Source organism: Microterricola viridarii, from assembly GCF_900104895.1.
In the GTDB taxonomy this organism is placed as follows: domain Bacteria; phylum Actinomycetota; class Actinomycetes; order Actinomycetales; family Microbacteriaceae; genus Microterricola; species Microterricola viridarii.
This window is the reverse complement of the sequence record NZ_LT629742.1, coordinates 18474-44015: the sequence shown is the minus strand read 5'-3', so window position 1 is coordinate 44015 and position 25542 is coordinate 18474. Positions and strand designations below refer to the sequence as shown.

The window sequence follows — 25542 nt, the reverse complement described above, 5'->3', positions numbered from 1 at the left end:
TGCTGGCCTCAGTCCGTGTACTCGGTGATGAAGATGGAACCGCTCGTCAGGGTGGCGTCGAGCGTCAGGTCGGCGACGGGGCCACCGGCGAAGCTGCCGACCCGCACGGTGTAGTCGCCGCCCGCGTTGGGGCGGGGCGTCGGGGCATCGACGATGTCGCCGGTGTCATACGACTGCTGCAGGAGGTGGACCCGCCGGCCCTGCTCCAGCTCGGCGCGCAGCACCAGGGAGCTGCCCCTGTCGACGTAGATGTGCACATCGCCGGTCGCCTTGGTCAACACCAGGTTGCGGGGTGCGGCCGCCGCGTCATTCGACTGGTTGTGAACCCAGACGACGAGGTCGCCCCACGGTTGCGTCATTGTCCCGAGCTGTTGGGTGTTGTTCACCCACGACCACGGGGCCAGGAGCTGCGTCTGCCGCGGCAGCATGGCGGTGCCGACGCCGATGAGCAGCAAGAGCATGGCGATGAAGGCGAGGAAGCCGCTGCGCCGGCGCATCGCCCCGGCCACCACCATCGCGATGGCGGCCACGAGCGCCGCGACCAGCACGCCGATCGTGGCGGCGTAGTCGGCGTTCTCGGCGCTGGCCAGGGCGGTGATGGCGCTGCCTGCACCGGCGACGAGGGCCAGGCCGAGCGTGAAGAACACCGCGGCGGCGCTGGCGCGCGGGCGTTCCAGCTTGCGGGCACGGCGGTGCTCGCTGGCCTGCGCGGCGAACTGCAGAGAGCGGGCCTTGTTCTCGGCGGCCCACTGGGCGCGGGCGGCGCGGTTGGCCTCGGACTGCTCCTTGTTGAACCGCTCGCGCTCGGTGCGCCAGGCCTCGTGCTGCAGCTTCCACGCGGCCATCTCGTCGACCGAGGCCCCGGCACCGGGGTTGACGGGCTCACCCGCCGTTGGCGCGGTGTCCGCGACGGCAGACGCCGTGGACGGGTGGGCGGCCTCGCGGGCGGCCTGGCGGGCGGCGAGGTGGGCGGCCGGGTGGCCGGTCGGGCGAGCGGCGGCGTCAGGGTCCCCCGACCCGACGCCGCCGCCGTTGGTGCTCGGAGCGGCGGTGGGGCTCGCGAAAGCCATTCGCGAGGCAGACGCAGCACCCCCGCTCCGAGAGTCTTTCCTGTTGCGTCGCACGAGCCAGAACACCAAGGCGCCGACGCCGGCGAGCAGCGCGAGGTTGAACAGCACGCCGATGGCGGAGGAGCCCGGCCAGCCCCAGAAGAAGGCGCCGCCGAGCGAGAAGACGTTGATGCCGGTGAGCAGCTGGGCCGCAGAGGAGAGCGGCAGGGCCAGCCCGACGAAGATCAGGATCGCGATGCCAGCGAGCGCCGGCTGCGGGTCGCCGCGCAGCAGGCGCTGCATCTGGATGCGGCCGTCCGTGTCCGGCAGCAGCAGCCAGGCGACTCCGTAGAAGATGATCACGGGCGGGGCGAAGAGCGCCAGCACGAGGAAGATGCCGCGCACGATGATCGGGTCGATGCCGATCCGCGCGGCGATGCCCATGCACACGCCGCCGATCCAGCCGGGCTGGCGCTGCAGACCGAGCCCGCGCAGCCAGGCGAAGAAGCCGTGCGGGGCGCCACCGTACTCGTCAGTCGGCTGCTGTGCGGAGCCCGGCTGGTGGGCGTGGCTGGACGGGCCGGGCTGGCTGGGCGTGCCGGTGGCGGGGCCGGGCTCCGCTGCGGGGGCCGTTGCCGCAGCGTCGGAGTCAGCCTCGGAGCGCGGCGCAACGGGTGGGTGTTCGGTGGTCATGTATCGATCGTGCCGCCTGCCGGCATCCGCTCGCTATGGGGTGAATCCCTGAACGCACCCTGAGATCGGGCCCGGGCGTCAGCGAAGGACGCTCATCTCTGTTTGGATGCTTCTATGTCGACGAACGTGCAGGGTGCGCACGCGCCCGAGCCGGGTGCCGTTTCTGCGCACCCGCCGGCCGCCGGCACGCGCGCGGACGCCGCGGGGAACCGCGCGACGCGCGCCGCACCCTCGGCCGCTGCACTCTCGACCGCCCCGCCGCCGCGCCCCCGCCTCTCCCGGCCGCGTTCGTGCATGGCGACAGGGGTGTCGGCTGGGTTGGCCACCCACCTCGGCTGGCCGGTGGGCGTGGTGCGGGCGATCTTCGTGGTGCTCGCGCTGTTCTCCGGCCTGGGCATCCTGCTCTACTGCTGGTTCTGGGCGTTCATGCCCTTCGAGGCGGCGACGAGCGAGGCCGACACCGTCACGCGCAGCGCGCCCGTCGGTTGGGGGCTGGTCGTGCTCTCCGCGCTCGCCGCAGGGCTCGCCCTGTACCTCGGCCGCAACAACTACTACTACGAGGCGTGGCCGTTCGCGGATGTCGCGCCGGCGCTGCTCGCGGCGATCGCCCTGGCCGTCGCCGCCAGCTTCTGGGTCACCTTCGTCGACCGCATCGACCCGGAGCGTGGCCGGCGCACCGAGAAACTCGTGCGCACGGCAGTCACCGTCGTGCTCGGGGTGCTCCTGATCTCGGTGCTGTTCGGGCCGTTCGCCGCCCAGCGCAGCATCTACGCCATCGTCTACGCCCTGCTGTTGCTGCTCGGCATCGCGCTGGTGTTCGCCCCGGTGCTGCTGCGCCTGTGGCGCGAGCTCGGCGCCGAGCGCACCCGCCGCGTGCGCGAGGAGCAGCGCAGCGAGATCGCCGCGCACCTGCACGACTCGGTGCTGCAGACCCTCGCCCTCATTCAGAACCGGGCCGGGGCCTCCAGCGAGGTCGCCCGCATCGCCCGCGCCCAGGAGCGGGAGCTGCGCAGTTGGCTGTTCGAGGCGGATGCCCCGGCCGACAGCGACCTGGCCACCGACCTGCGCGATTGGGCGGCCGCCCTCGAGCTCGACTACCCGGTGCGGGTGGACGTGGTGGTCGTCGGCGAGTCCGGCGAGCGGGCCAGCGGCGAGATCGCCGCCGCCGCCCGGGAGGCCATGCTGAACGCGGCCAGGCACGCCGGCGGCGAGGTCTCGGTCTACATCGAGGGCACTGCGCACGCGGTCGAGGTGTTCGTCCGCGACCGCGGGCCGGGTTTCGCGGTGGCGGATGTCGCGGCCGACCGCCTCGGCGTGCGCGAATCGATCATCGGCCGCATGCGCCGCGCGGGCGGCAGCGCCACGGTGGGCGTCGGCGCGGGTGGAACAGGCACCGAGGTGCGGCTGCGCTTCGGCGCCCCGCTCACGAACGGCGCCAAGCCGGCGGCATCCGCCGAGCAGACGACACAGAATGGGGCAACAACAGGTGGCTGAACGCAGCGTGCGGGTGGTGATCGTGGACGACCACTCGATCTTCCGCTCCGGCCTCAAGGCAGATCTGGACGCCTCGATCGAGGTCGTCGGCGAGGCGCAGGACGTGGAGTCCGCCGTGCGCGTGGTCACCGCAACCGCGCCCGACGTGGTGCTGCTCGACGTGCACCTGCCGGACGGCGCGGTGGCGGCGGATGCCGCGACGGCCGTGGCGGCGGCGCCGAGCGGCGGTGCGGCGGTGATCGGGCAGGCGGCCCCGTTGGTTCCGGGCACCCGCTTCCTCGCGCTCAGCGTCTCGGACTCCGCCGAGGACGTCGTGGGCGTCATCCGCGCCGGCGCGCGCGGCTACATCACCAAGGGCAGCTCCGGGATCGACGTGAGCCGCGCCGTGCACGCCGTCGCCGGCGGGGACGCCGTGTTCTCGCCCCGGCTGGCCGGCTTCGTGCTCGACGCCTTCGGCGTGGTCAGCGGCGAGGTGGCCTCCACCGATGAGGAGCTCGACCGGCTCTCGGTGCGCGAGCAGGAGGTGATGCGGCTGATCGCCCGCGGCTACGCTTACAAGGAAGTCGCCAGCGAGCTGTTCATCTCACCGAAGACGGTCGAGACCCACGTCTCGGCGGTGCTGCGCAAGCTGCAGCTCTCCAGCCGGCACGAGCTCACGGCGTGGGCCACGGCCCGCAAGCTCCTCTAGCCCCCTCCCCGTTGGCTCGAGGGAGCCCCTTCCCGTTGGCTCGAGGGAGCTTGCGACCGAAGCCAATCCCCGCTGGCACCCTCGGGACCGCGCTACAGCAGACCCAGCTCCATCGCGCGGGTGACGGCACGCGTGCGGTCGCCCACCTCGAGCTTCTCGAACACGTGCAGCAGGTGGGTCTTCACGGTGGCCTCGCCGATGAACAGCTCCGACGCGATGCGCGGGTTGCTGCGGCCGGCCGCGACCAGGCGCAGCACCTCGAGCTCGCGCGGCGACAGCGCCGGGCCCGCGGATGCCGCAGCGCCCCCGCCCGCGGCATCCGCCCGCACCCGCTGCACCAGCTTCGCCGCGATCGACGGGGCCAGCACGGTCTCCCCGGCTGCGACGGCCCGCACCCCGGCCAGGATCTCCTCCTGCGGGGCGGCCTTCAACAGGTAGCCGCCGGCGCCGGCCTCGATCGCGCCGAGGATCAGCTCGTCGGTGTCGTAGGTGGTGAGGATGAGCACTCGGGGTGCCCCGTCGCCGGCGCCCATGATCTGCGCGGTCGCCGCGACGCCGTCGAGAACCGGCATCCGCAGGTCCATCAGCACAAGGTCGGGCGTGAGCTGGGCGGCGAGCCGCACCGCCTCCGCGCCGTCGTGCGCCTCACCGACCACCTCGAGGTCGGCGGCGCCGCGCAGCAGCCCGACGATGCCGCTGCGCACGATCGGGTGGTCATCGGCCACAAGCACGCGGATCACCCCTGCGCCTCCCTCTTCTTGCCGCCGAGACTGCGCGAAGTGCTGTTCAGCTCGCCCTGAACGACAAGTCGCGCAGTCTCGGCGAGGGGAGCGGGGTCGGGAGCGAGGGCGGGGGCGAGCGGGATCGTGACGGTGAGTCGGCTGCCGCGCGGCGACGCCTGTTCCAGCCGCACGGTTCCGCCGACGAGTGCGAGTCGCTCGGTCATCCCGGCCAGGCCGAAGCCCGTTCCCGCGCCGGCATCGGGGGAGTGGCTCGGTCCGACGCCGTCATCGTCCACGGTCAGCACGACCTGCCCGGCGCTGCGGCTGATGCCGACGGATGCCGTGCCCGCCCGCGCGTGCTTGCGCACGTTGGCGAGCGCCTCCTGTGCGCAGCGCAGCAGCACCACGTCCAGCTCGGCGCCGAGTGCGCCGGACGCCCCGCCCCCGCCCGCGGCCGCAGCCGCGGGCGCGAGCGCGGCCAGCTCGGTGCGCACCTGCACGCCGGTCTCCCGCTCGAATCGCTCCGCCAGCCGGTCGAGCGCCTCGGCCAGCGTCGACTCCACCCGCACCGGCGCGATGGCGGCGACCAGGCCGCGGGCCTCGGTGAGGGCGTCCCTGGCCATCGACTCCATCAGCTCGACATCGGCGCGGGCACCGGCCAGGGCAGAGACAGAGGCCGAGGCATCGGCAGGGTCGGCATCCGTCACCCGGGCCAGCGCGCTGCCCGTGCGCTGCGCCACCATGACCAGCCCGGTCAGGCTCTGGGCGATGGTGTCGTGGATCTCGCGGGCCAGGCGGGCGCGCTCGCTGTCGACGCCGACCTCCCGGTTGGCCGCGGCCAGCTGGCCCTGCACCGCCAGCAGCTCGTCGAGCAGCCTGGCCCGCTCGGCGCCGGAGCGCTCGATGCTCGTGATCCAGGCGCCGAGGGAGAGGCTGAACGCGACGGCGAGCACCGAGGCGCCGAGTCCGGAGAGGATTCCGCTCGGGCCGAAGTAGGCCCAGTAGCCCAGCGTGATCGGCACGATCGCGAGCAGGTTCAGCACAACGGCCTGCCGCGTGCTGCCGGAGAGCACCCAGAGCGAGGGGAACAGGATGATCTGCAAGAACGCGAAGGTCGGGTCGAGGGCGATCCCGACGCCGAGCGCCACGAGCAGCACCCCGGCGTAGAGCAGCCCGGGCAGCGCGCCGTCGCCGCCGATGTAGCGCCGCCCCCAGGAGAAGTAGCAGAGCAGCACGACGGCCAGCACGGCCAACACGCCCCACTCGCCGCCCGCGTCGGGCTGGTCCCACAGCACGGTGACCGCGATGAGCAGCGCCGCGACCGCGATCATCGCGGCATCCCACCATCGTCGAGACGTCATCATGCTCCTACTCTGGCACCTCGGGGGTGCCGCCAGCGCGCCGAGTGGGGCGGATGCCGGCTGCACCGGCATCCGCCCCACCGCTGCTGCGGGCGGCATCAGGCGTCGCGCCGGATCCAGCGGAACGTCAGCCGGCTGAGCACCAGACCCACCACGAGCCAGCCGACGAGCACCAGTGCGACGAGGCCGAGGTCCCAGGCGCCGCTCGGCTCGAGCGCCTCGAAGCTCTCCGGCAGGAACACGGCGCGCATGCCCTGCGCCATCCACTTGAGCGGGAACAGGCTGGCCACGTTCTGCATCCACTCTGGCAGTTGGTTGAACTGCAGGTAGACGCCGGAGATGAACTGCAGGACGAGCACGATCGGGATCACCACAGCGGTGGCGCTCTTGCCGGAGCGGGGCACCGCCGAGAGCGCGATGCCGAGCAGGGCGGAGGTGATGATTCCGAGCAGGAACACCCAGGCGAAGGTGCCCCAGGCGGCGGGATCGGTCGGCAGGGCGATGCCGAAGGCGAACACGGCGACCGCCAGCAGCAGGCCCACCTGCAGCGTGCCGGTGACCAGGGTCTGGCCGATCTTGCCGATGAAGTACGCGGTGGGGGAGAGCGGCGTGCCGCCGAGGCGCTTCAGCGTGCCGTCGCTCTTCTCGCCGGCGATGTCGACGGCGAGGTTCTGCACGCCGGAGAGCAGCATGCCGGCCGCGATCATGCCGGGGAGGTAGTAGGCGCCGACGCTGATGCCTCCGGTGCCGTCTGGCGCGGTGCCGATGTTGCCGGAGGCGCTGAACGCCGAGGTGAAGATGCCGAGCATGATCACAGGGAAGAGGAAGGTGAAGAAGACGGCGTCCGGCGAGCGGAAGTAGCTGCGCACCTCGTAGCCGATGCGGCTGAGGCCGAGCGCGACGACGCCGGGGCGGGCGATGGTGGGCCGCTGCGCGGTGACGGTGCTCATGAGCGAACCTCCTGGCTGGTTGCGATGCTGGGGGTGGCGGATGCCGCGGCGGCCCCGCCCGCGCTGGCGGCGTCGTGCGCCTTGACCAGCCCGAGGTAGATGTCCTCGAGGCTCGGCCGGATCACCTCGAGCTCGCGCGGCTCGCCGCCGAGCTCTGCGGCGATGGCGGCCACCGTGGCGGCCGGGTGCTCGCTCTGCACGGAGCGCGGGGCGCCGGAAGCGTCGCGCCAGCGGACAACCGGCACCCGGGCATCCGCCCCGCCGATCTCGTCGATGGCGCCGATCTCGATCAGCCTTCCGCCGGCGATGACACCGGCCCGGTCGCTCAGCTGGGCGGCCTCGTCGAGGTAGTGGGTGGTGAGCAGGATGCTCGTGCCCTCGGCCTTGAGCTGCCGGATCAGCGTCCAGAAGTCGCGGCGCGACTCCGGGTCGAAGCCGGTCGTCGGCTCGTCGAGGAAGAGCAGCTCCGGCCGGCCGATGATGCCGAGGGCGACATCGACGCGGCGGCGCTGCCCGCCGCTCAGCTTGCTGATGCGGGTCTTCGCCTTGGCCTGGAGGCCGACGGCGGCGATCACCTCGTCGACGCTGCGCGGGTTCGGGTAGAAGCCGGCGAAGTGGCGCAGCTGCTCGACCACGGTGGCGTTGCCGGTCTCGCCGGTCGACTGCAGCACGATGCCGAGCCGCGACTTCCAGTCGAGGCCGCCGTGGGTGGGGTCGATGCCGAGCACGCTGACGTCGCCGCCGCTGCGGGTGCGGTAGCCCTCGAGGATCTCGATCGTCGTCGACTTGCCTGCGCCGTTCGGCCCGAGCAGGGCGAAAGTTTCGCCGCGCTCGATGTCGAAGCTCACTCCGTCGACGGCGGCGAGGTCGCCGTAGCGCTTCTCCAGGCCGCGCACCCGCACCACCGGGTCGTTGGGGGTTGCATTGCGTGTTGTCATGAGCCCAGCCTGCTCGCCTCCCGGCGACCGCACCAGTGGTGGACCGGCTGATTCGGCATCCACCGATCGGTGGATGCCGCCGGGCGCCGCCTGGCGGGCACAGCTTCTCCCAGCGTGCCTCGCCTAGACTCGAAGGGCACCCATCGGAGGGGCGCCCGCGTGGGGCCATAGTCGTCTGTCTTGTACGACGTTCCGAGCTTCAGCGTGATCTCGCCGCCGCAGGCGAGGACTGAGGCTCTTCTGACGTACTCGATTTAAGGATTTCCCATGCGCGCCCGCTACGTCCTCCCGCCGCTGTCCGTCGCCGCACTGCTGCTCACCGGCTGCGTCGACAACTCGCTGCCCGAGATGACGGGCGCGGATGCCCGGGTGGCCACCGTCACGGTGAACGCGGAGGCGGCCGCGTTGTTGCCGGCGGATGTCGCCGGCTCCGGCGTGCTCGCGATCGGCACCGCGCCCAACTACGCGCCCAACGAGTTCAAGAACAGTGACGGCCAGGCGGTCGGCTGGGACCTGGAGCTCGCCCGGGGCGTCGCCGCGGCGCTCGGCCTGGACTCGGTGGTCTACGACGCGAGCTTCGACAACATCGTGCCCTCCGTCCGCGGCGGCAAGTTCGACATCGGGGCGTCGTCCTTCACCGACACCGTCGAGCGCGAGAAGCAGCTCGATTTCGTGCACTACTACGACGCCGGAGTGCAGTGGGCTGCCCCGGCCGAGAGCACCGTCGACCCGGAGGACGCCTGTGGGCTGAAGGTGGCGGTGCAGGCGACGACCTTCCAGGACACGACCGAGATCCCCGAGAAGAGCGCCGCCTGCGTCGCCGCGGGCAAGCCGGCGATCGAGAAGATGCTGTTCGACAGCCAGGGCAATGCGATCAACGCGGTCGTGCTCGGCCAGGCCGACGCGTTCAGCGCCGACTCCCCGGTGGCGCTCTACGCCATCTCCAAGCTGAACGGCAAGCTGAAGCCGGTCGGGGAGACCTTCGATGTCGCCCCGTACGGCTTCGCCGTCGCGAAGGGCTCCGGCATGGCCGAGGCGGTGCAGCTCGCGCTGCAGGGGATGATCGAGGACGGCAGCTACGGCGCGATCCTGGACGCCTGGGGAGTCGGGGCCGGCGGCCTCGAGCAGATCAGGATCAACGCGGCCGGAGCCGACGCAGCCGCGACGAGCTAGGGCGGAGCCGGCGGGCGAGTGCGACGCCGGCTCGCTAGTGCGGCAGCACCAACAGCACGCCGAGGGTGACCATCACCACGGCGATCACCGCGTCGAGCACGCGCCAGGCGCGTGGGGTGCCGAGCCAGCGGCCGAGGTAGCGCGCGCCGAAGCCGAGTGAGGTGAACCAGACGAGGCTCGCGACGATGGCGCCGGCGCCGAACAGCCAGCGGCCGGGGTCGCCGTGCCCGTTCGCGACGGAGCCGAGCAGGAACACGGTGTCGAGGTAGACGTGCGGGTTCAGCCAGGTGAGCGCGAACGCCGTCGCCAGCGCCGCTCCGAGGGTGCCGGCCCTGGCGGTGCCCGGTATTTTGGTGCCCGACGTTCTGGTGCCCGTCGTTGTGGTGCGTGCGGCGCGGATGGCCGTCGCGCTGCGCGTCGCGCCGGCCCCGCCCCCGGTTGCGGCGAGCTCGGCACCCTCCGCGGCGACGGCTGCCTCGCCCTCGCCGCCCGCGGCATCCGCGAGCAGCCCGGCCCCGCCCGGGCGCAGCGCCCGCCAGGCGGCGAGCAACCCGTAGCCGACGAGGAAGAGCGCCCCGGCCCAGCGGGCGACCGGCAGCAGCCAGGGCAGCTGGCCGAGCAGCGCGCCGATCCCGCTGATGCCGACCATGATCAGCACGGCGTCGGAGACCGCGCAGAGGATGACGACGGCCAGCACGTGCTCGCGGCGGATGCCCTGGCGCAGCACGAAGACGTTCTGCGCGCCGATCGCGATGATCAGGGAGAAGCCGAGGCCGATGCCGGCGAGCAGGGGAGCGAGCGAAGGGGTCACGCTCCGACGCTAGGCCCTCGCCTCGAATCAATCCAGCTCATATTCTTTACGTGACATAAGCAGAACTGATCTGGGGCTGCACTAGCCTGTCCCCATGCAACTGCACTCCGATCACCTGCGCACCCTCGCGGCCGTGCTCGACGAGGGCAGCTTTGACGCGGCCGCGCGCGCCCTCAGCGTCACGCCCTCCGCCGTCAGCCAGCGCATCAAGGCGCTCGAGCAGCAGCTGGGCCGGGTGCTGCTGGTGCGCTCGAAGCCGATCAGGGCCACGGCCTCCGGCGAGCTGGTGATGCGCCTGGCGCGCCAGTTCGACCAGCTCGAGCACGAGACGCTCGCGACGCTCGGCGTGGAGAGCGGCGCGCAGTCGCCGGTCACCGTGCCGCTCGCCGTCAATGCCGACTCGCTCGGCACCTGGATCCTGCCGGCCCTCGCCGAGCTCTCCCGCACCGAGAACGTGCGCTTCGACCTCTACCGCGAGGATCAGGCCCACACGGTGGCACTGCTCGAGGCCGGCACCGTGATGGCGGCCGTCACCTCCGCCGCCGAGCCCGTGCCCGGCTGCACCGTGCGCCCGCTCGGCGCGATGCAGTACCGGCCGATGGCCTCGCCCGGTTTCGCCGCCAGCTGGTTTCCGCAGGGCGTGAGCCTCGCGGCGCTGGCCGAGGCGCCGGTGGTCAACTTCGACCGGCGCGACGACCTGCAGCACGGCTACCTGGCGGCGCGGTTCCGCCGGCGCGGGCAGGGGGCGGATGCCGGTGCGGTCCCGCGTCCGCCGAGCCACTTCGTGCCGTCCTCCGCCGACTTCGCCGCCGCCGTCGAGCTCGGCCTCGGCTGGGGCATGCTGCCGCCGCTTCAGGTGGAGCAGCGCGTGGCGTCCGGCGCCCTCGTCGACCTCGACCCGAGCGGCGGCGTCGACATCCCGCTGTACTGGCAGCAGTGGCGGCTCGCCTCCGGGCTGCTCAGCCGGGTGGCCGACGCCGTGGAGGCCGCCGCCCGCGCTGCGCTCCTGCCGGCCTGAGGCCCCACCGCACGGGCCCGGGCATAATGGGCGGATGCCGAAGATATCCAAGCCGACGGTCGCCGAACACCGCAGCGCCCAGCGCGCCGCACTCCTCTCGGCCGCCGAGGCGCTGCTGCTCGAGGGCGGTGTCGCCGGCGTGAACCCGCGCACGGTCGGCGAGCGGGCGGGCCTGGCCCGTTCCAGCTTCTACGACTACTTCCCCTCCAAGGACGACCTGCTCGCGGCCGTGGCCATGCGCGCGTTCGACGAGTGGGGTGCCGAGATCGACGAGGCCCTGCGCGGCACGGAGCCGGGCATCGACAGGCTCACCGCCTATGTGGCCGCCACGATGCGGATGACGGCGGACGGGCGGCACGCCATCGCCGCCGAGCTGCGTGGCGAGGAGCTGTCCCCGAGCAAGCAGGAGGACATCAAGGCGCTGCATGATGCGCTGCTGGAGCCGGTGCGCACCGTGCTCGAGGATCTCGGTGTCCCGGACGCCGCGGCACAGGCCTACCTGGTGCAGGGGCTGCTCAACACGGGCGTCCAACTGGTGACCCACGGGATGTCGGCCGACGACGTCACCGCCAAGGTCATGGCGCTCCTCACCCGGGGGCTCCTCGCCTGAGGCGCGTTGATTTGGGGGCACGGCCTTCTTGGTGACAGACTGTCGGTATCTTGCCGACACACTGTCGGAGTGTTCTGACCCCCAAGGAGTCTCCATGTTCCTAGCGCTGCGCGAACTCAGGTTCGCCAGAGGGCGCTTCGCACTCATGGGAATCGTGATCGCGCTGATCGCTGTTCTCGTGGTGTTGCTGTCCGGCCTCTCGACCGGCCTCGTCAACGACGGGGTCTCTGGCCTGAAGTCGATGCCGGCCACGGCATTCGCCTTCGACGAGGGCACCATGACGGACAACGCGTTCAGCCGTTCCCTCGTCGATGACGAGCAACTCGAGTACTGGGCGCGGGCCGAGGGCGTCGAGTCGGCTGAGCCGATGGGCGTGAGCATCGTCAACGGGACGAGTGACCAAGGCATGCAGGTCGACCTCACACTCTTCGGCGTCGAGCCCGGCGGGTTCCTCGCCCCCGAGCTCTCCGAGGGGAGCGGCCTCGGCGCGCCCGACGGCATCGTCGTCTCTGACACCGCGCGGGCCGCCGGGCTCGAGGTCGGCAGTGTCGTCACCCTGGACCGTGTCGGGCTCGAGCTCACCGTCGTGGGCTTCACCGCCGGGCAGGCGACCTTCGGCCACGTCGACGTCGCCTATCTGCCGATCGGCACGTGGCGCCTGATCGCGTCGAACACGGCCGCGCCCGGTGTGCCGACAGAGGCCTCGGTGCTGGCCGCCGACTACCCGTACTCGAGCGTTGTGGCGCTCCAGGCCGCCGCAGGCTCCTCGATCGACATCGAGGCGGGCGACGACGCGGCCGGCACCATGACGATGCTGCGCACGGAGGCCTTCAACGCCTCACCGGGCTACGAGGCAGAGACGCTGACGCTGAGCATGATCCAGGTGTTCCTCTACGCCATCTGCGCGCTCGTCGTCGGCGCCTTCTTCACCGTCTGGACCATCCAGCGCACCCATGAGATCGCCGTGCTGCGGGCCGTGGGCGCGTCGAGCGGATACCTGCTGCGGGACGGACTCGCCCAGGCCGCCATGCTCCTCGTCGGCTTCACCGCGATCGGCGTTGCAGCAGGCGTCGGCCTCGGCGCCGTCATGCCGGAGGCCATGCCCTTCGAGCTGGAGGCGGCCCCCGTGGCCTTCGCCTCGCTGCTCACCATCGCACTCGGGCTCCTGGGCGCCGCCGTCGCGGTCCTCCGAATTGCCCGCGTCGACCCGATCACCGCCCTCGGAGGCCAACGATGACGACACACACTGTGAACACTGCTCTCACGAGCGCCCCGGCGCTGGAGATCACCGACGCCGTGCTGGAACTGGGTGACGGCGACGGCCGGGTGCGCGCACTCGACTCCGTCTCGCTCCGCGTGCAGCCCGGGGAATTCGTGGCCGTCGTCGGGCCGTCCGGCTCCGGCAAGTCCTCGCTGCTCGCCATCGCGGGCGCGCTCGGCAAGCCGGACTCCGGGTCCGTGCGCGTGCACGGCACCGACCTGGCCAGCCTCAACCGGGCCGCCGCGGCCCGCTTCCGCCTGCGGAACATCGGGTTCGTCTTCCAGTCCGGCAACCTGATCCCCGCACTGGGCGCCGCCGACCAGCTGCGACTCGCGGCGCGCCTGGCGGGCAACCGCACGGCCGAGCCGGAGGCACTGCTGGCCGAGCTGGGGATGGCGCACCGGGCGGGCCACCGGCCAAGGCAGCTCTCCGGCGGAGAGCGGCAACGGGTCGGCATCGCCCGCGCACTCGTGAACAACCCGTCCCTGCTGCTCGTCGACGAGCCGACGGCCGCCCTGGACAGGGATCGGAGCCAGGAGGTCGTCGCGATCCTCGCCGAGCGGGCCAAGCGGTCCGCCGTCGCCGTTGTGATGGTCACCCACGACCGCGACGTGCTCGGTCACTGTGACCGCGTGCTCGAGATGGTCGACGGCCAGCTCAGCGAGCTAGCCGCGGCCACGGCCGGGTCCCACTAGACGCGCTCCGCCTGCCCGCGGGAGGCCTTAACGAGCCAGGGAGGCCAGATTCCGAGAATCTGGCCTCCCTGCGCGACTATTGCCTCCCGCGGAGCCTTGCGGACACCGCGGCGGCATGCCGACTAGACGGCGAAGAGGCGCTGCAGGCGCTGCACGCCCTCGAGCAGTGGGGCGTCGCCGAGCGCGTAGCTCAGGCGCACGAAGCCGCTCGGGCCGAACGCCTCACCGGGCACGACGGCGACCTCGGCCTTGTCCAGGATCAGGTCGGCCAGCTCGAGGGAGGTGGTCGGCGTGACGCCGGCCCACTCCCGGTTCAGCAGCCCGGTGACATCCGGGTACACGTAGAAGGCGCCCTCCGGCGTCGGCACGTTCATGCCCTCGATCTTCGACAGCTCCGAGACGATCAGCTTGCGGCGGCGGTCGAAGGCCGTGCGCATCTCGGTGACGGCGTCCTGCGGGCCCGTCAGGGCCTCGATGGCAGCGCGCTGCGAGATGTTGGAGACATTCGAGCTCAGGTGCGACTGCAGGTTCGCCGCGCCCTTGATGGCGTCGGCAGGGCCGACCATCCAGCCCACACGCCAGCCGGTCATGGCGTACGTCTTGGCGACGCCGTTGACCAGGATGGTGCGGTCGGCCAATTCCGGCACGGCCTCGACGATCGAGACGGCCTTGACGCCGTCGTAGGTGAGGTTCTGGTAGATCTCGTCGCTGATGACCCAGAGGCCGTTCTCCAGCGCCCACTCGCCGATCGCCTTGGTCTGCTCGGGGGAGTAGACGGCGCCGGTCGGGTTGGACGGCGAGACGAAGAGCAACACCTTGGTGCGCGGGGTGCGCGCCGCCTCCAGCTGCTCGACGGTGACGAGGTAGTTCTGGTCGCTGCCGGCGAAGACGTCGACCTGGCGGCCGCCGGCCAGCTGGATGGCCTCGGGGTAGGTGGTCCAGTACGGCGTCGGCACGAGAACCTCGTCGCCCGGGTCGAGCAGCGTCTGGAACGCCTGGTAGACGGCCTGCTTGCCGCCGTTGGTGACGATCACCTGGCTGGGGGAGACCTCGAGGCCCGAGTCGCGCAGCGTCTTCGCTGCAATCGCCTCGCGCAGCTCCGGCAGTCCGGCGGCCGGGGTGTAGCGGTAGTTCTTGGGATCGCGCACGGCGGCGAGCGCGGCCTCGACGATGTGCGCCGGGGTGGCGAAATCGGGCTCGCCGGCGGCATAACTGATCACCGGACGGCCCTCCGCCTGAAGGGCCTTGGCCTTGCCGTCAACCTTGAGGGTCGCCGATTCGGCGATTGCGGCGATACGGGCTGAGATACGCGTAGTTTCGGTCACGGTCACAGCCTAAACGGTGCTCCATGCGCCGCGCCTCATGTGACACCCTGCGCCGTCGCGGATGCCGCGCACGCCCGGCCCGGAATCGGCCCAACAGCCGGCACGGCGTAGCGTGGGAGCATGCACCGCCGTGCCCCCGAGTCCGCCACCCCCGCACGGGGCCAACAGACTCCCGCGGCGCCACAAGCGGCCTCGGCTGGCCAGGGCGGTGCGCTCGAGCGGGGCGCCGCGCGCCCGCGCCCGCTGAGGGTCGGGCTCGGCGTGTACCGGCTCGCCCTGGCCGGCCTCGAGCTGCTCGCCCTGTTCGGCAACTTCAACTACGTGCTCGGCTTCTCGTCTTTCGCGACGAACAACTTCTTCAGCTACTTCACCATCCAGTCGGCGATGCTGGCCGTCGTCATGCTGATCGCGGGCGGCATTGCGGCCCTGCTGCGCGAACGCGACCCGCACTGGCTCAGCATCATGCGCACGGTGGTGATGTGTTACCTGCTGGTTTCCGGCATCGTCTTCGCCGTGATCGTCGCGCAGGCCTCGACCCGGGCGTACCGGGTCGACGTGCCCTGGTCAGACACGCTGCTGCACTTCGTCGTGCCCGCGCTGGCGCTGGTGGGCTGGTTCTTCGATGCCGTGATCAGCCCGCGCAGCGACCCGATGCCGTGGTCGACGCTCGGCTGGGTGCTGCCGTTCCCGGTGGCGTGGCTCATCTTCACGCTGATCCGCGGCGCGGATGTCGGCTGGTACCCGTACTTCTTCCTCGACCCGGCACAGGTCGGCGGGGCGCTGGGCATCGCCTTCTACTGCCTGCTCGTGCTCGGCATCTTCCTCGGTGTCGCCGCGATGCTGGTCGCGGTCAGCCGCCGCATCACGGCGCGGGCGACGAAGCTCAGGGAGCGCCTGCTCCGGGAGCAAACGGGGCAAGTGCCGCCAGCACCCGCGCGCTGAACTCCTCGTCGGAGAGCGCCCCGAGCTCGGCCGCGAACTCGGCGGCAATCGTTCCGACCAGCACGGGCGAGCCGGTGAGCGGGGCGAGGTTGGTCCAGTAGGCGATGGGGCTGCGCTCCGGCGCCGGCACCGGGGTGGCGTCGGGAAGCGCTCCGGATGGCTCATCGGATGCCGCTGTGGGCGGTGTGGTGCCATCCTCCGACGCGACGGCCGGCCCGATCGTGCTGAGCACCGTGGCATCCGTTGCCCAGAACGCCTCGTCGAACTGCAGCCAGACGGTGTCGACCGTGCCCATGCCGAGCTCGCCGATCGCGTCGAGCTTCCAGCTGGGCAGTGCGGGCTCGAACAGCGTGGTGTCCTGTTGCAGCACGCCGAGGGGGATCGTCACGAGCACCCGGTCGGTGCGGAGCGATTCGCCGTGCGCCAGGCGCAGGCTCACCCCGGTGTCGTCCCACATGATGGTCGCGACGGGGCTGCCCACCAGCACGTCGAGGCCGTCGGCCAGCGAGCTGATCAGGCCGCCGAGGCCCTGCGCCGAACCGGTCACGATCTCGGTCATCGACGCGGCCCTGGCCAGCAGCGGGTCGAGCTGCTGGGCGGAGACCAGGTCTGCGGATGCCCCGGCCGCCGGTTGCAGCACGCTGGTGAGCTCGTGCCCAAGCCAATCGATCGGGGCAACCCCGTTCGCGTCGGGCTCGATGCCGAGCGAGGCAGCCACTCCGGACTCCGTCAGCGCCTCGGCGACGGAGCTGTCCGGTTCGTGGCCCGTTGCCCACTCGCCCGCCGAGGCGAGCGCCTTGCTGCCCACATCCGAGGGGCCGACGACGGTGCCGGCGCCGGTGCGCACCTCGGGGGTGCGCGCGAACGGCTGGGTGCCGACGCCGGCGAGGGCCAGCTGGCCGGCGAGCATGCTGGAGGAATCGCTGAGGAAGAGCGGGCCGAGCTCGACGGGCACGGGCCAGTGGTCGTCGACCATGCTCTGGATGCGGCCGCCGAGGCGATCGCGGGCTTCCACCACGACGACGTCGAAGCCGGACTCGCGCAGCGCCCGCGCGGCGGTCAGCCCGGCGATGCCGGCGCCGATGACCGCGATGCGCTCGCCGCGCTCCGCGACGTCCGAGATGTCGAGCGCCGCACGCACGCCGGAGCCCTGGGCGCCCTGAACGGTGCCAGGCGAGTCGCTGGCCGTAGCCTCGCCGGCAAAGAACAACCGATCGTCGAGCGAGCGCCGCAGCTGCACGCGCAGCTCGTCGGTGCTGTCGACGCGGGGATAGCTGAACGCGCCGCGCGCGAAGGGATCGGTGCCCCAATTGGAGCGCTGCAGCCGGATCGGCTGGGGCACGCCGGTGGGCAGCGGGGGCGCGGGAGTGCGCGTCGGGGTGGGCGTCGGGCTCGGCGGGGCCGGGGTGCAGGCGGTGAGCGCCAGCAGCGTGATGGCCGAGGCGGAGCCGATCAGAAAGTCACGACGTTTCATCGTTGCGCCGGTGGCGCGCCCCTTTCTTCCGCCCGGAGTTCGGCCCGTTTTACCAGACGGCCGTGATCAACGGTACTCCACGGGCCCGCATCCGCTCAGCTTTACAGGCTCGCCGCTGTGACCTACACTTGGTCGAGGTTGTTGAATCCGCCAAGCTTTTTTGCGCCTATTTTCGTGCTGAAACTCTGTTTCGGGTGCGGGGGAGTGCGCAGGCCAGGCGGACGAAACCGGTAGAATGTCTCAAGTGGGGTGCTCGCAGAGATGCGGGTGCAGCACTGAAGGCAAGCCCTTAGGGCGGTGGCTCAATTGGTAGAGCAGCGGTCTCCAAAACCGCAGGTTGCAGGTTCGAGTCCTGTCCGCCCTGCAAGTCGGTGTGCATGCGCCGGCCCACGAAAGGTGTAATCAGGTGGCCCGAAAAGTTGTCGACGAACCCGGTGAGGATGTCGTCGCGAACGCCAAGAAAGACCGCGAGATCAAGCGCGGACCTTTCGCGCGGGTCAGCCTCTTTATCAAGCAGGTCCTGACTGAGCTCAAGAAGGTCGTCACCCCGACCCGCAAGGAACTGCTCAGCTACACCGGCGTCGTGCTGGTGTTCGTAGCCATCATGATGGCTCTGGTGTACGCCATGGACTGGGTGTTCGCACTCGGCGTGACGTGGGTCTTCGGTACTCCAGCGGGATAGTTCCACTGGATGCCGGATTCGGTTTTCGCGGCGAATGTGCTCAGATGCGCATCACGGAAACCAAGCGGCAACAGCGAACAACGCAATACACGAAGGATTGAGATTTAGTGTCTAAGACTGAGTACGAAGACGCCGACTGGGCGACCGCTGCAGAGCAGTCCGCTGAGGAGGACGAGGCCCAGGAGGGCAACATCCTCGCCGAGGCCGAAGAGTCTGTCGAGCCCGCTGAGCACATCGCCGTACACGTTCTCGATGAGAACGAGGTTGCGGTCGATCTGGATGCCGCTCTCGACGCGCTCGTCGAGTCGAGCGACCCCGAGGCCGACGCCGTCGTGGACGACGCACTCGACATTGATTCCGCCGATGAGGCCGAGGCCGCCGTTGAGGCCGTCGAGGACGAAGAAGCCGAGGCAGACCCGTACGAGGAGTTCCGCCAGGACCTCCGCTTCCTGCCGGGCAAGTGGTACGTCATCCACTCCTACGCCGGCTTCGAGCGCCGCGTGAAGCAGAACATCGAGAACCGCAAGGCGTCGATGGCCATGGAAGATTACATCTACCAGGTCGAGGTCCCGATGGAAGATGTCGTCGAGATCAAGAACGGCCAGCGCAAGATGGTCACCCGTGTGCGCATCCCCGGCTACGTGCTGGTGCGCATGGACCTCAACGAGGACAGCTGGTCTGTCGTGCGCCACACCCCCGGTGTGACCGGCTTCGTCGGCAACGCGCACAACCCGACGCCGCTGCGTTTCGAAGAGGCCTTCGGCATGCTGAAGAGCCTCGTCGAGATCAAGGACGTCCCGGCTGCCAAGGGCGGCAAGGGCGGCGCGGTCAAGGGTGCGCAGCGCGTGCTGCAGGCCGAGGTCGACTTCGAGATCGGCGAGACCATCACGATCAAGGAGGGCTCGTTCGCGGGTCTTCCCGGATCGATCAGCGAGATCAAGCCGGAGAGCGGCAAGCTCATCGTCCTCGTCTCCCTGTTCGAGCGTGAGACGCCGGTCGAGCTCAGCTTCGACCAGGTCACCAAGCTCTAGCAGCACCAGAGCACCCCACAGATTTCCAGCCCACCGTCGCTCGGAGCGTCCGAGCGAACGGGAGAGTGCTCCGGCTTCCGGAGCGTTCGATAAGAAAGAGAGAAAACAATGGCACCGAAGAAGAAGGTTACTGGTCTGATCAAGCTTCAGATCAAGGCCGGCGCCGCAAACCCGGCCCCGCCCATCGGCCCGGCCCTGGGTCAGCACGGCGTGAACATCATGGAGTTCTGCAAGGCGTACAACGCGGCGACCGAGGCCCAGCGCGGCAACGTCATCCCCGTTGAGATCACCGTGTACGAGGACCGCTCCTTCACCTTCATCCTGAAGACCCCGCCCGCCGCGGAGCTCATCAAGAAGGCTGCAGGCGTTGCCAAGGGTTCGGGTACCCCCCACACCGTCAAGGTCGCAAACCTCAGCCCCGCTCAGGTGCGCGAGATCGCCGAGATGAAGATGGTTGACCTCAACGCCAACGACCTCGACGCCGCTGACAAGATCATCGCGGGCACCGCTCGCTCGATGGGCATCACGGTCGGCTAAGGCCAACCCCCTCCAACTTTCACTCGTGGCAGCGCCCGCCAGGCGCAGATGACCACATTCTCTCAAGGAGAACAACATGGCACAGAAGTCAAAGGCCTACCGGGCCGCGGCCGAGAAGATCGAAGCCGACAAGTTCTACACCCCCACCGAGGCAGTCACGCTTGCCAAGGAGACCGGTTCCGCCAAGTTCAACAGCACGGTTGAGGTCGCCCTCAAGCTGGGTGTTGACCCCCGCAAGGCAGACCAGATGGTGCGCGGCACCGTCATCCTGCCCCACGGCACCGGCAAGACCGCTCGCGTCATCGTGTTCGCAACGGGCCCCGCGGCTGAGGCAGCTATCGCTGCCGGCGCCGACGAGGTCGGTGGCGACGAGCTGATCGAGAAGGTGGCCGCTGGCTACACCGCTTTCGACTCGGCTGTCTCGACCCCCGAGCTCATGGGCAAGGTCGGTCGTCTCGGTAAGGTCCTCGGCCCGCGCGGCCTCATGCCGAACCCGAAGACCGGAACCGTGACGCCGGATGTGGCCAAGGCCGTCTCCGACATCAAGGGTGGAAAGATCGAGTTCCGCGTCGACAAGCACTCCAACGTGCACTTCGTCGTCGGCAAGGCGGCCTTCTCGGCCGAGCAGCTCGACGAGAACATCAAGGCCGCTCTCGAGGAGATCGTTCGCCTCAAGCCGTCCAGCTCCAAGGGCCGCTACATCCAGAAGGGCGCTGTGTCGACCACGTTCGGCCCCGGCATCCCCCTGGACGTCAACGCCATCTAGTCTCACCGCTTCATTCGAAGGGCCCGTCGCGCAAGCGGCGGGCCCTTCTGCGTTGCCGGATGCCGTCGCCACCTCGGTGGCTCGAGGGAGGTTGCGACCGAAGCCACCATCGCGAAACCCGCATCCACGTGCAACCATGGGGGATGCCCGAGAGCACCGTCACCGAGTACCTGGCCGGAATCGCACCGGAGGCCGACCGAGCCGCCCTGCAGCGGGTCGTCGACATCGCCCGTGAGGTGGCCCCGGATGTCACAGAAGGCATGAGCTACGGCATGCCGACGCTGCTCTACCGCGGCAAGGGCTATGCCGCCGCCATGCAGACCAAGGCGCACCTGGCGCTGTACCCGTTCAGCGGCAGCGTGCTGCCGGCGTTCGACGACGAGCTCGCCGACTTCTCGCACAGCATCAGCGCACTGCGCTTCAGCGCGGAGCAGCCGGTTCCGGCCGAGTTGCTCGGCCGCATCCTGCAGCTCCGCAAGGCGCAGATTGACGAGCAGCTGGACCGCAAGCGCTGACGTGCCGCTGCGGCATCCGCAGCCAGTTCGCGGATGCGGGCACGGAAATGGCCCCGACACGCCGCGTTCGCGTGCGTCCCGGGGCCATGCATCCGCAGACCGGCTACAAATCAGCCGATGCGGATCATCTTCTTGTTGACGAACTCGTCGGCGCCGAAGCGGCCGAGCTCGCGACCGGAGCCGGAACGCTTGACGCCGCCGAAGGGCAGCTCAGCGCCGTCCGCGCCGACGATGTTCACGAACACCATGCCGGCGTCGATGCCGTCGGCCACGCGGGCCGCCTGCTCCGGGTCGGTCGTGAAGACGAAGGAGCCGAGGCCGAACGGGGTGTCGTTGGCCAGCTCGACGGCCTCGTCCTCAGAGGCGACGCGGAAGACGGACGCGACCGGGCCGAAGAACTCCTCGTGGTAGACGTCGTTCGTCGGGTGGATGTCGGTGAGCACCGTCGCGGGGAAGAAGTTGCCGTTGCGCGGGCCGCCGGCCACGAGCGTCGCGCCCTGGGCGAGCGCGCGGTCGAGCTGGTTCTGCAGGGTGGTGGCGGCCGCCGCAGAGGAGAGCGGGCCGAGCACGGTGCCGTCGGCCAGCGGGTCGCCCGGGGCGTAGGAGGTGAACGCCGCGGTGAACTTCTCCAGGAACGCGTCGTACAGCTCATCGATCACGATGAAGCGCTTGGCCGCGTTGCAGGCCTGCCCGTTGTTGTCGATGCGGGCCATCACGGCCGCCTCGACGGTCGCGTCGAGGTCGTCCGTGCTGAGCAGGATGAACGGGTCGGAGCCACCGAGCTCCAGCACGACCTTCTTGAGGTGGCGGCCGGCGATCTCGGCGACCGCGGCGCCCGCGCGCTCGGAGCCGGTGAGCGAGACGCCCTGCACGCGCGGGTCGGCGATGACCGTGGCGATCTGGTCGTGCGAGGCGTAGATGTTCACGTAGGCGCCGACGGGGAAGCCGGCGTCTAGGAAGATCTGCTCGATGGCCGCGGCCGACTCCGGGCACTGCTCGGCGTGCTTGAGCAGGATGGTGTTGCCGACGATCAGGTTCGGGCCGGCGAAGCGGGCGACCTGGTAGTACGGGAAGTTCCACGGCATGATGCCGAGCAGCACGCCGAGCGAACGGCGGCGAATGAGGGCGGAGCCCTCGCCGGCGCGCAGCGTGATCTGCTCATCGGCCATCAAGGCCTCGGCGTTCTCGGCGTAGTAGGCGTAGATGTCGGCGCTGAAGTCGACCTCTCCGAGCGCCTGCTCCAGTGGCTTGCCCATCTCGCGCACGATGATCTCGGCGAGGGCGTCGCGGCGCTCGACGTGCAGTTCGCCGACGCGGCGGATCAGGGCCGCGCGCTCGGCGACGCTCGAGTTGCGAGACCACCCGCGGTGCGCGGCATCCGCGGCGGCGATGGCCTCTGACAGCCCTTCGTCACTGAGGGTGGGATAGCTGGTGACCGTCTCGCCGGTAGCGGGGTTGACCACTGCGTACATACTCGTGCGTTCCTCTCTCGGGGCGCTCGCGCCACCAGGGAGATGGGCCGCGACGCGCACTGCACCCAAGCTTAGGCGGGGAGCGGGGGCTGCACGAGGCTTGGGCGCGTCCGGTTAGCTGATGTAGACCTTGCGCAGCGTCTCGGTGACGGTCCAGATCGTGTTCGTGCCGCCGGCCAGGCGCACGACGGAGCCGGCGGAGACCTCGATGGTCTCGGCGTCCGGTCCGCCCGGTTCGAGCTCGACCGTTGCGCGGCCGGAGAGCACGACGAACACCTCGTCGACCTCGACATCGCTCATGGTTCCGACCGACATCTCCCAGATGCCGATCTCCGCGTCGCCGAACTCGCCCAGCTCCACCGCTCCGGTCGTCGGGTTGCCGGCGATGCGCTGCTCGGCCGGGACGGCTTCGTGGGCGAGGGCGATGGATGTCGCATCGTTGACGATGCCGGGAACCAGAATGCTCATGAGTCGAATCCTAGACCCAGCGCGTCGAGCGTCTTGAGCAGCAGGTTGCGCTTGCCGTCGTTGTGGTCGGCGCGGTCGAGCGCCCAGCGGGTGGCGTTGATGCCGAGGGCCGCGGCCGGCTCCGGCGGGAACGGCAGCGGGCGCTCCCGCACCATGCGCAGCTGGGTTCGCTCGGTCTCCAGCCCGGCGAGCTTGTCGAGCATCACATTCGCGGCGAAGCGCGTGGCCGCCACCCCGAGCCCGGTGTAGCCGGCGGCGTAGGCGACGCGGCCGCCTCGCGCCGTGCCGTAGAAGGCCGAGAAGCGGGTGCAGGTGTCGATGGCTCCCGCCCACTTGTGCGTGAACCGGGCGCCCTCCAGCTGCGGGAAGGTGGTGAAGAAGTGGTTGGCGAGCAGCTCGAACGCCGCCGGCCTGTCCTCGTAGCTCTCTCGCACCCTGCTGCCGTAGTGGTAGACGGCGTCATAGCCGCCGAACAGCACCCGGTTGTCGCGCGAGAGGCGGTAGTAGTGGAACTGATTGGCGACATCGCCGAGACCCTGCCGGTTCTGCCAGCCGATCTCGCGCATCTGCCCGTCACTCAGCGGCTCGGTCATCAGCGCGTAGTCGTAGACCGGCACGGTCATCAGGGTGTTGCGCTTGAGCAGGGAGGGGAACACGTTGGTGGCGAGCACGGCCTGGCGACTGCGCACGCTGCCCTGTGAGGTGCGCAGGGTGACGGATCCCGCGTCCGCGCCCTTGTCGGTGTCGAGGGAGCGCACCGGGCTGTGCTCGAAGATCTGCACGCCCATCTCGGTGGCGACCCTGGCCAGCTCGAGGGCCAGCTTGGCGGGGTGCAGCAGGGCAGAGGTGCGCTTGTTCCAGAGCGCGGCCAGGTAGGTGGGGGAGTTGACCTCGGCCCTGGCCGCGTCTCCCACGAGCAGCTCGACGCTGTCGTCGCCTCGCGCCGCGGCATCCGCCGCCGCCTCGCGCAGCCACTCCACCTGGTGCGGCTCGACGGCGATGTCGAGTGCGCCGTTGCGCTCGAACTCGAAGTCCATGCCGAGCTCTGCGCTGGCCGCCTCGATCTCGTCGAGGTTCTCCAGGCCGAGCCGGTCGAGCTCATCGAGCTCCTCCGGCCAGCGGTTCTCGCCGTTCTCGCGGCCGTGGGTCAGGCTGGCCTCGCAGAACCCGCCGTTGCGGCCGGATGCCGCCCAGCCGATCCGCTGGCCCTCCAGCAGCACGACGCGGGCGTCCGGGTTGCGCTGCTTGGCGAGCACCGCCGTCCACAGCCCGGTGTAGCCGCCGCCGACGATGGCGAGGTCGGCGGTCACCGCCCCGCGCAGCTCCGGGTGGCGCGGCCGCTGCACGTCATCCAGCCAGAACGCGGCCTGCCGGGTGCCGGTCAGCGCGTGCTCGACCACGGATGCCGCCGGTCGTCGTCTCTCGAAAACAGTCGTGCCCACGCGTATCATCGCTCCGTCTCGGCGTTCGCCGCACGGCATCCTCGCCGCGCGCTCCCGTCCATCATGCCCGCCCCGCGGCATCCGCCGCCAGCAAGCCGCCAGCGAGCCGCCAGCGCGCCGTGGCAGCGCGCCGTCGTCGCGGGGGAGCGACTACGAGGTCGGCTGGACCGGGATCGCCTCGGTGTCGGGCAGTGGGCTGGCATCGCGGCCGCGGAGGTCCGGGTGGTAGCGCTTGGCGAGCACCGGCACGATGAAGCCGACCAGGGCGAAGAGCGCGGCGGCCCAGAATCCGCCGACCGCGCCGTTGCTGTCGATCAGGAAGCCGGCCGCCGCCGAGCCGAGGGCCGCGCCGATGAGCTGGCCGGTGCCGACCCAGCCGTACGCCTCGGCGGTGTCGCTGAACTTGACGCTGGCCGAGACCATGGCGAACAGCACGGCCAGGGCCGGGGCGATGCCGATGCCGGCCACGAAGAGGGCCGCCGAGAGCCACCAGAAGACCATGTCGCTGCTGACGAGCACCATCACCACGGCCGCGAGGCCCATGCCTACGAAGACGATGAGCATGCGGCGGGCCGTCGACCACGGGCCGATCGGAACGTGGCCGAGCCCCAGGCCGCCGGCGATCGAGCCGACGGAGAAGATCGCGAGCACGATGCCGGCCTCGGCCCCGCCGTGGCCGAAGGTCGCGACGACCGCGGCCTCCACGGCGGCGCAGGCCCCGACGAGCAGGAACCCGACGCCCGTCGCCAGCAGTACCGGCGGGCGGCGCAGCACCGCACCCAGCTTGCGCTTGCTGCGCGGGATGCGCACCCGGCCGAGTTCCGGCAGCACGATGAACCAGATGCCGCCGCCGACCATGAAGATCACGGCGAGCATGATGCCCCACACCGTGCTGATCTGGGTCGCGACGAAGGTGGTGACGACGGGGCCGACCACCCAGATGATCTCCTGCGCGGTCGCGTCCAGCGAGAACAGGGGAGTGAGCTGTCGGGAGTTGACCATCTTCGGGTAGATGGTGCGCACGGCCGGCTGGATCGGGGGCATGCTGAGTCCGGCCAGTGCGCCGACCACCATGTAGAGGGGTACCGACATCGGCACGAGAGCGATCGTGCTGACCATGGCCGCGCAGATCGCCAGGGTGATCGTGAGCACGGGGCGCATGCCCCAGCGGCCCATCAGGCGGCTGGTCAGCGGGCCGGCAATGGCCTGGCCGACGCTGGTGGCAGCGAGCACGAGCCCGGCGGCTCCGTAGCTGCCGGTCTGCTGCTCCACGTGCAGCAGGAACGCGAGCGAGAGCATCCCGAACGGGAAGCGGGCCACGAGTTGGGCCGTGATGATGCGCGCAACGCCAGCCGTTTTGAGGAGGTCAGAGTAGGTGCTCACGATTCCCCAATTCTACCGAGCCCGGTTGGAGGCGGCGGCCAA

25 protein-coding genes and 1 tRNA gene are annotated in these 25542 nt (G+C 70.6%); 14 read left to right on the top strand and 12 right to left on the bottom strand.

What is annotated here, in order from left to right; translation table 11 throughout:
- Nucleotides 1–8: 8 nt before the first annotated feature.
- The gene (locus BLT62_RS00230; RefSeq protein WP_083362245.1) at nucleotides 9–1742 is read right to left on the bottom strand and encodes a PspC domain-containing protein; all 1734 of its coding nucleotides are present in this window, start codon (nucleotides 1740–1742) and stop codon (nucleotides 9–11) included.
- 114 nt (nucleotides 1743–1856) lie between these two features.
- On the opposite strand from BLT62_RS00230, the gene BLT62_RS00225 reads away from it, so the two are divergent.
- Nucleotides 1857–3236, top strand: coding sequence for an ATP-binding protein (locus tag BLT62_RS00225; RefSeq protein ID WP_083362244.1), 1380 nt, complete (start codon nucleotides 1857–1859; stop codon nucleotides 3234–3236).
- Nucleotides 3214–3924 carry a LuxR C-terminal-related transcriptional regulator gene (locus BLT62_RS00220; RefSeq protein WP_083362243.1) on the top strand — a complete coding sequence of 237 codons (711 nt, stop codon included), beginning with the start codon at nucleotides 3214–3216 and terminating at the stop codon, nucleotides 3922–3924. The genes BLT62_RS00225 and BLT62_RS00220 overlap by 23 nt, the downstream gene beginning before the upstream one ends.
- Before the next feature lie 92 nt (nucleotides 3925–4016).
- Here BLT62_RS00220 and BLT62_RS00215 read toward each other — a convergent pair whose 3' ends face one another.
- From BLT62_RS00215 to BLT62_RS00200, 4 genes are all read right to left on the bottom strand, one after another.
- Nucleotides 4017–4664, bottom strand: a complete 648-nt coding sequence (locus BLT62_RS00215) for a response regulator (protein ID WP_083362242.1) — start codon at nucleotides 4662–4664, stop codon at nucleotides 4017–4019.
- On the bottom strand, nucleotides 4661–6007 hold the full coding sequence (locus BLT62_RS00210) for a sensor histidine kinase (protein ID WP_156786191.1): 1347 nt from the start codon (nucleotides 6005–6007) through the stop codon (nucleotides 4661–4663). The genes BLT62_RS00215 and BLT62_RS00210 overlap by 4 nt, the downstream gene beginning before the upstream one ends.
- 98 nt (nucleotides 6008–6105) lie before the next feature.
- Nucleotides 6106–6957, bottom strand: coding sequence for an ABC transporter permease (locus BLT62_RS00205; RefSeq protein ID WP_083362240.1), 852 nt, complete (start codon nucleotides 6955–6957; stop codon nucleotides 6106–6108).
- Nucleotides 6954–7895 (bottom strand): ABC transporter ATP-binding protein, encoded by a 942-nt coding sequence (locus BLT62_RS00200; RefSeq protein WP_083362239.1) that lies wholly within the window; start codon nucleotides 7893–7895, stop codon nucleotides 6954–6956. Before BLT62_RS00200 ends, BLT62_RS00205 begins: the two co-directional genes overlap by 4 nt.
- Before the next feature lie 267 nt (nucleotides 7896–8162).
- Here BLT62_RS00200 and BLT62_RS00195 point away from each other — a divergent pair, with 267 nt between their 5' ends.
- A complete protein-coding gene (locus tag BLT62_RS00195; RefSeq protein ID WP_083362238.1) occupies nucleotides 8163–9068 on the top strand; it encodes an ABC transporter substrate-binding protein in 906 nt (301 codons plus the stop codon).
- A 34-nt stretch (nucleotides 9069–9102) separates the two neighbouring features.
- On the opposite strand, the gene BLT62_RS00190 is transcribed toward BLT62_RS00195, so the two are convergent.
- Nucleotides 9103–9879, bottom strand: a complete 777-nt coding sequence (locus BLT62_RS00190; RefSeq protein WP_083362237.1) for a LysE/ArgO family amino acid transporter — start codon at nucleotides 9877–9879, stop codon at nucleotides 9103–9105.
- 94 nt (nucleotides 9880–9973) lie between these two features.
- Here BLT62_RS00190 and BLT62_RS00185 point away from each other — a divergent pair, with 94 nt between their 5' ends.
- The 4 genes from BLT62_RS00185 (at nucleotide 9974) to BLT62_RS00170 (ending at nucleotide 13463) form a co-directional block, all read left to right on the top strand.
- Complete coding sequence (locus BLT62_RS00185; protein WP_083362236.1) at nucleotides 9974–10897, top strand: LysR family transcriptional regulator ArgP; 924 nt, start codon at nucleotides 9974–9976, stop codon at nucleotides 10895–10897.
- Nucleotides 10898–10931: 34 nt separating this feature from the next.
- Nucleotides 10932–11507 carry a TetR/AcrR family transcriptional regulator gene (locus BLT62_RS00180; protein ID WP_083362235.1) on the top strand — a complete coding sequence of 192 codons (576 nt, stop codon included), beginning with the start codon at nucleotides 10932–10934 and terminating at the stop codon, nucleotides 11505–11507.
- 145 nt (nucleotides 11508–11652) lie between these two features.
- The gene (locus tag BLT62_RS00175; RefSeq protein ID WP_331710508.1) at nucleotides 11653–12744 is read left to right on the top strand and encodes an ABC transporter permease; all 1092 of its coding nucleotides are present in this window, start codon (nucleotides 11653–11655) and stop codon (nucleotides 12742–12744) included.
- Nucleotides 12741–13463, top strand: a complete 723-nt coding sequence (locus BLT62_RS00170) for an ABC transporter ATP-binding protein (protein ID WP_083362233.1) — start codon at nucleotides 12741–12743, stop codon at nucleotides 13461–13463. Before BLT62_RS00175 ends, BLT62_RS00170 begins: the two co-directional genes overlap by 4 nt.
- Nucleotides 13464–13585: 122 nt before the next feature.
- Here BLT62_RS00170 and BLT62_RS00165 read toward each other — a convergent pair whose 3' ends face one another.
- Nucleotides 13586–14788, bottom strand: coding sequence for a pyridoxal phosphate-dependent aminotransferase (locus BLT62_RS00165; RefSeq protein WP_083365224.1), 1203 nt, complete (start codon nucleotides 14786–14788; stop codon nucleotides 13586–13588).
- Nucleotides 14789–14908: 120 nt separating this feature from the next.
- Between BLT62_RS00165 and BLT62_RS00160 the strand changes: the two genes are divergently transcribed.
- Nucleotides 14909–15730, top strand: a complete 822-nt coding sequence (locus tag BLT62_RS00160; RefSeq protein ID WP_156786190.1) for a Pr6Pr family membrane protein — start codon at nucleotides 14909–14911, stop codon at nucleotides 15728–15730.
- Here BLT62_RS00160 and BLT62_RS00155 read toward each other — a convergent pair.
- Nucleotides 15672–17204 (bottom strand): flavin monoamine oxidase family protein, encoded by a 1533-nt coding sequence (locus BLT62_RS00155; RefSeq protein ID WP_083362231.1) that lies wholly within the window; start codon nucleotides 17202–17204, stop codon nucleotides 15672–15674. The genes BLT62_RS00160 and BLT62_RS00155 overlap by 59 nt on opposite strands.
- 291 nt (nucleotides 17205–17495) lie before the next feature.
- Between BLT62_RS00155 and BLT62_RS00150 the strand changes: the two genes are divergently transcribed.
- From BLT62_RS00150 to BLT62_RS00125, 6 genes are all read left to right on the top strand, one after another.
- Nucleotides 17496–17568: transfer RNA gene (locus tag BLT62_RS00150), tRNA-Trp, on the top strand.
- A gap of 42 nt (nucleotides 17569–17610) precedes the next feature.
- Entirely contained in the window at nucleotides 17611–17886 is a 276-nt protein-coding gene (gene secE / locus BLT62_RS00145) for a preprotein translocase subunit SecE (protein ID WP_083362230.1), read from the top strand.
- Nucleotides 17887–17993: 107 nt separating this feature from the next.
- On the top strand, nucleotides 17994–18917 hold the full coding sequence (nusG, locus tag BLT62_RS00140; protein ID WP_083362229.1) for a transcription termination/antitermination protein NusG: 924 nt from the start codon (nucleotides 17994–17996) through the stop codon (nucleotides 18915–18917).
- A gap of 108 nt (nucleotides 18918–19025) precedes the next feature.
- Nucleotides 19026–19454, top strand: a complete 429-nt coding sequence (gene rplK, locus BLT62_RS00135; RefSeq protein WP_083362228.1) for a 50S ribosomal protein L11 — start codon at nucleotides 19026–19028, stop codon at nucleotides 19452–19454.
- Nucleotides 19455–19530: 76 nt separating this feature from the next.
- Nucleotides 19531–20220 carry a 50S ribosomal protein L1 gene (rplA, locus tag BLT62_RS00130; RefSeq protein ID WP_083362227.1) on the top strand — a complete coding sequence of 230 codons (690 nt, stop codon included), beginning with the start codon at nucleotides 19531–19533 and terminating at the stop codon, nucleotides 20218–20220.
- Nucleotides 20221–20363: 143 nt separating this feature from the next.
- Nucleotides 20364–20735, top strand: coding sequence for an iron chaperone (locus BLT62_RS00125; protein ID WP_083362226.1), 372 nt, complete (start codon nucleotides 20364–20366; stop codon nucleotides 20733–20735).
- A gap of 110 nt (nucleotides 20736–20845) precedes the next feature.
- Here BLT62_RS00125 and BLT62_RS00120 read toward each other — a convergent pair whose 3' ends face one another.
- The 4 genes from BLT62_RS00120 to BLT62_RS00105 all read right to left on the bottom strand — a co-directional run bounded on the left by BLT62_RS00120 (nucleotide 20846) and on the right by BLT62_RS00105 (nucleotide 25500).
- A complete protein-coding gene (locus tag BLT62_RS00120) occupies nucleotides 20846–22207 on the bottom strand; it encodes an NAD-dependent succinate-semialdehyde dehydrogenase (protein ID WP_083362225.1) in 1362 nt (453 codons plus the stop codon).
- A gap of 114 nt (nucleotides 22208–22321) precedes the next feature.
- On the bottom strand, nucleotides 22322–22675 hold the full coding sequence (locus BLT62_RS00115; protein WP_083362224.1) for a cupin domain-containing protein: 354 nt from the start codon (nucleotides 22673–22675) through the stop codon (nucleotides 22322–22324).
- Complete coding sequence (locus BLT62_RS00110; protein ID WP_083365223.1) at nucleotides 22672–24117, bottom strand: NAD(P)/FAD-dependent oxidoreductase; 1446 nt, start codon at nucleotides 24115–24117, stop codon at nucleotides 22672–22674. The genes BLT62_RS00115 and BLT62_RS00110 overlap by 4 nt, the downstream gene beginning before the upstream one ends.
- Nucleotides 24118–24267: 150 nt before the next feature.
- A complete protein-coding gene (locus BLT62_RS00105) occupies nucleotides 24268–25500 on the bottom strand; it encodes an MFS transporter (protein ID WP_083362223.1) in 1233 nt (410 codons plus the stop codon).
- Between the last annotated feature and the right edge of the window lie 42 nt (nucleotides 25501–25542).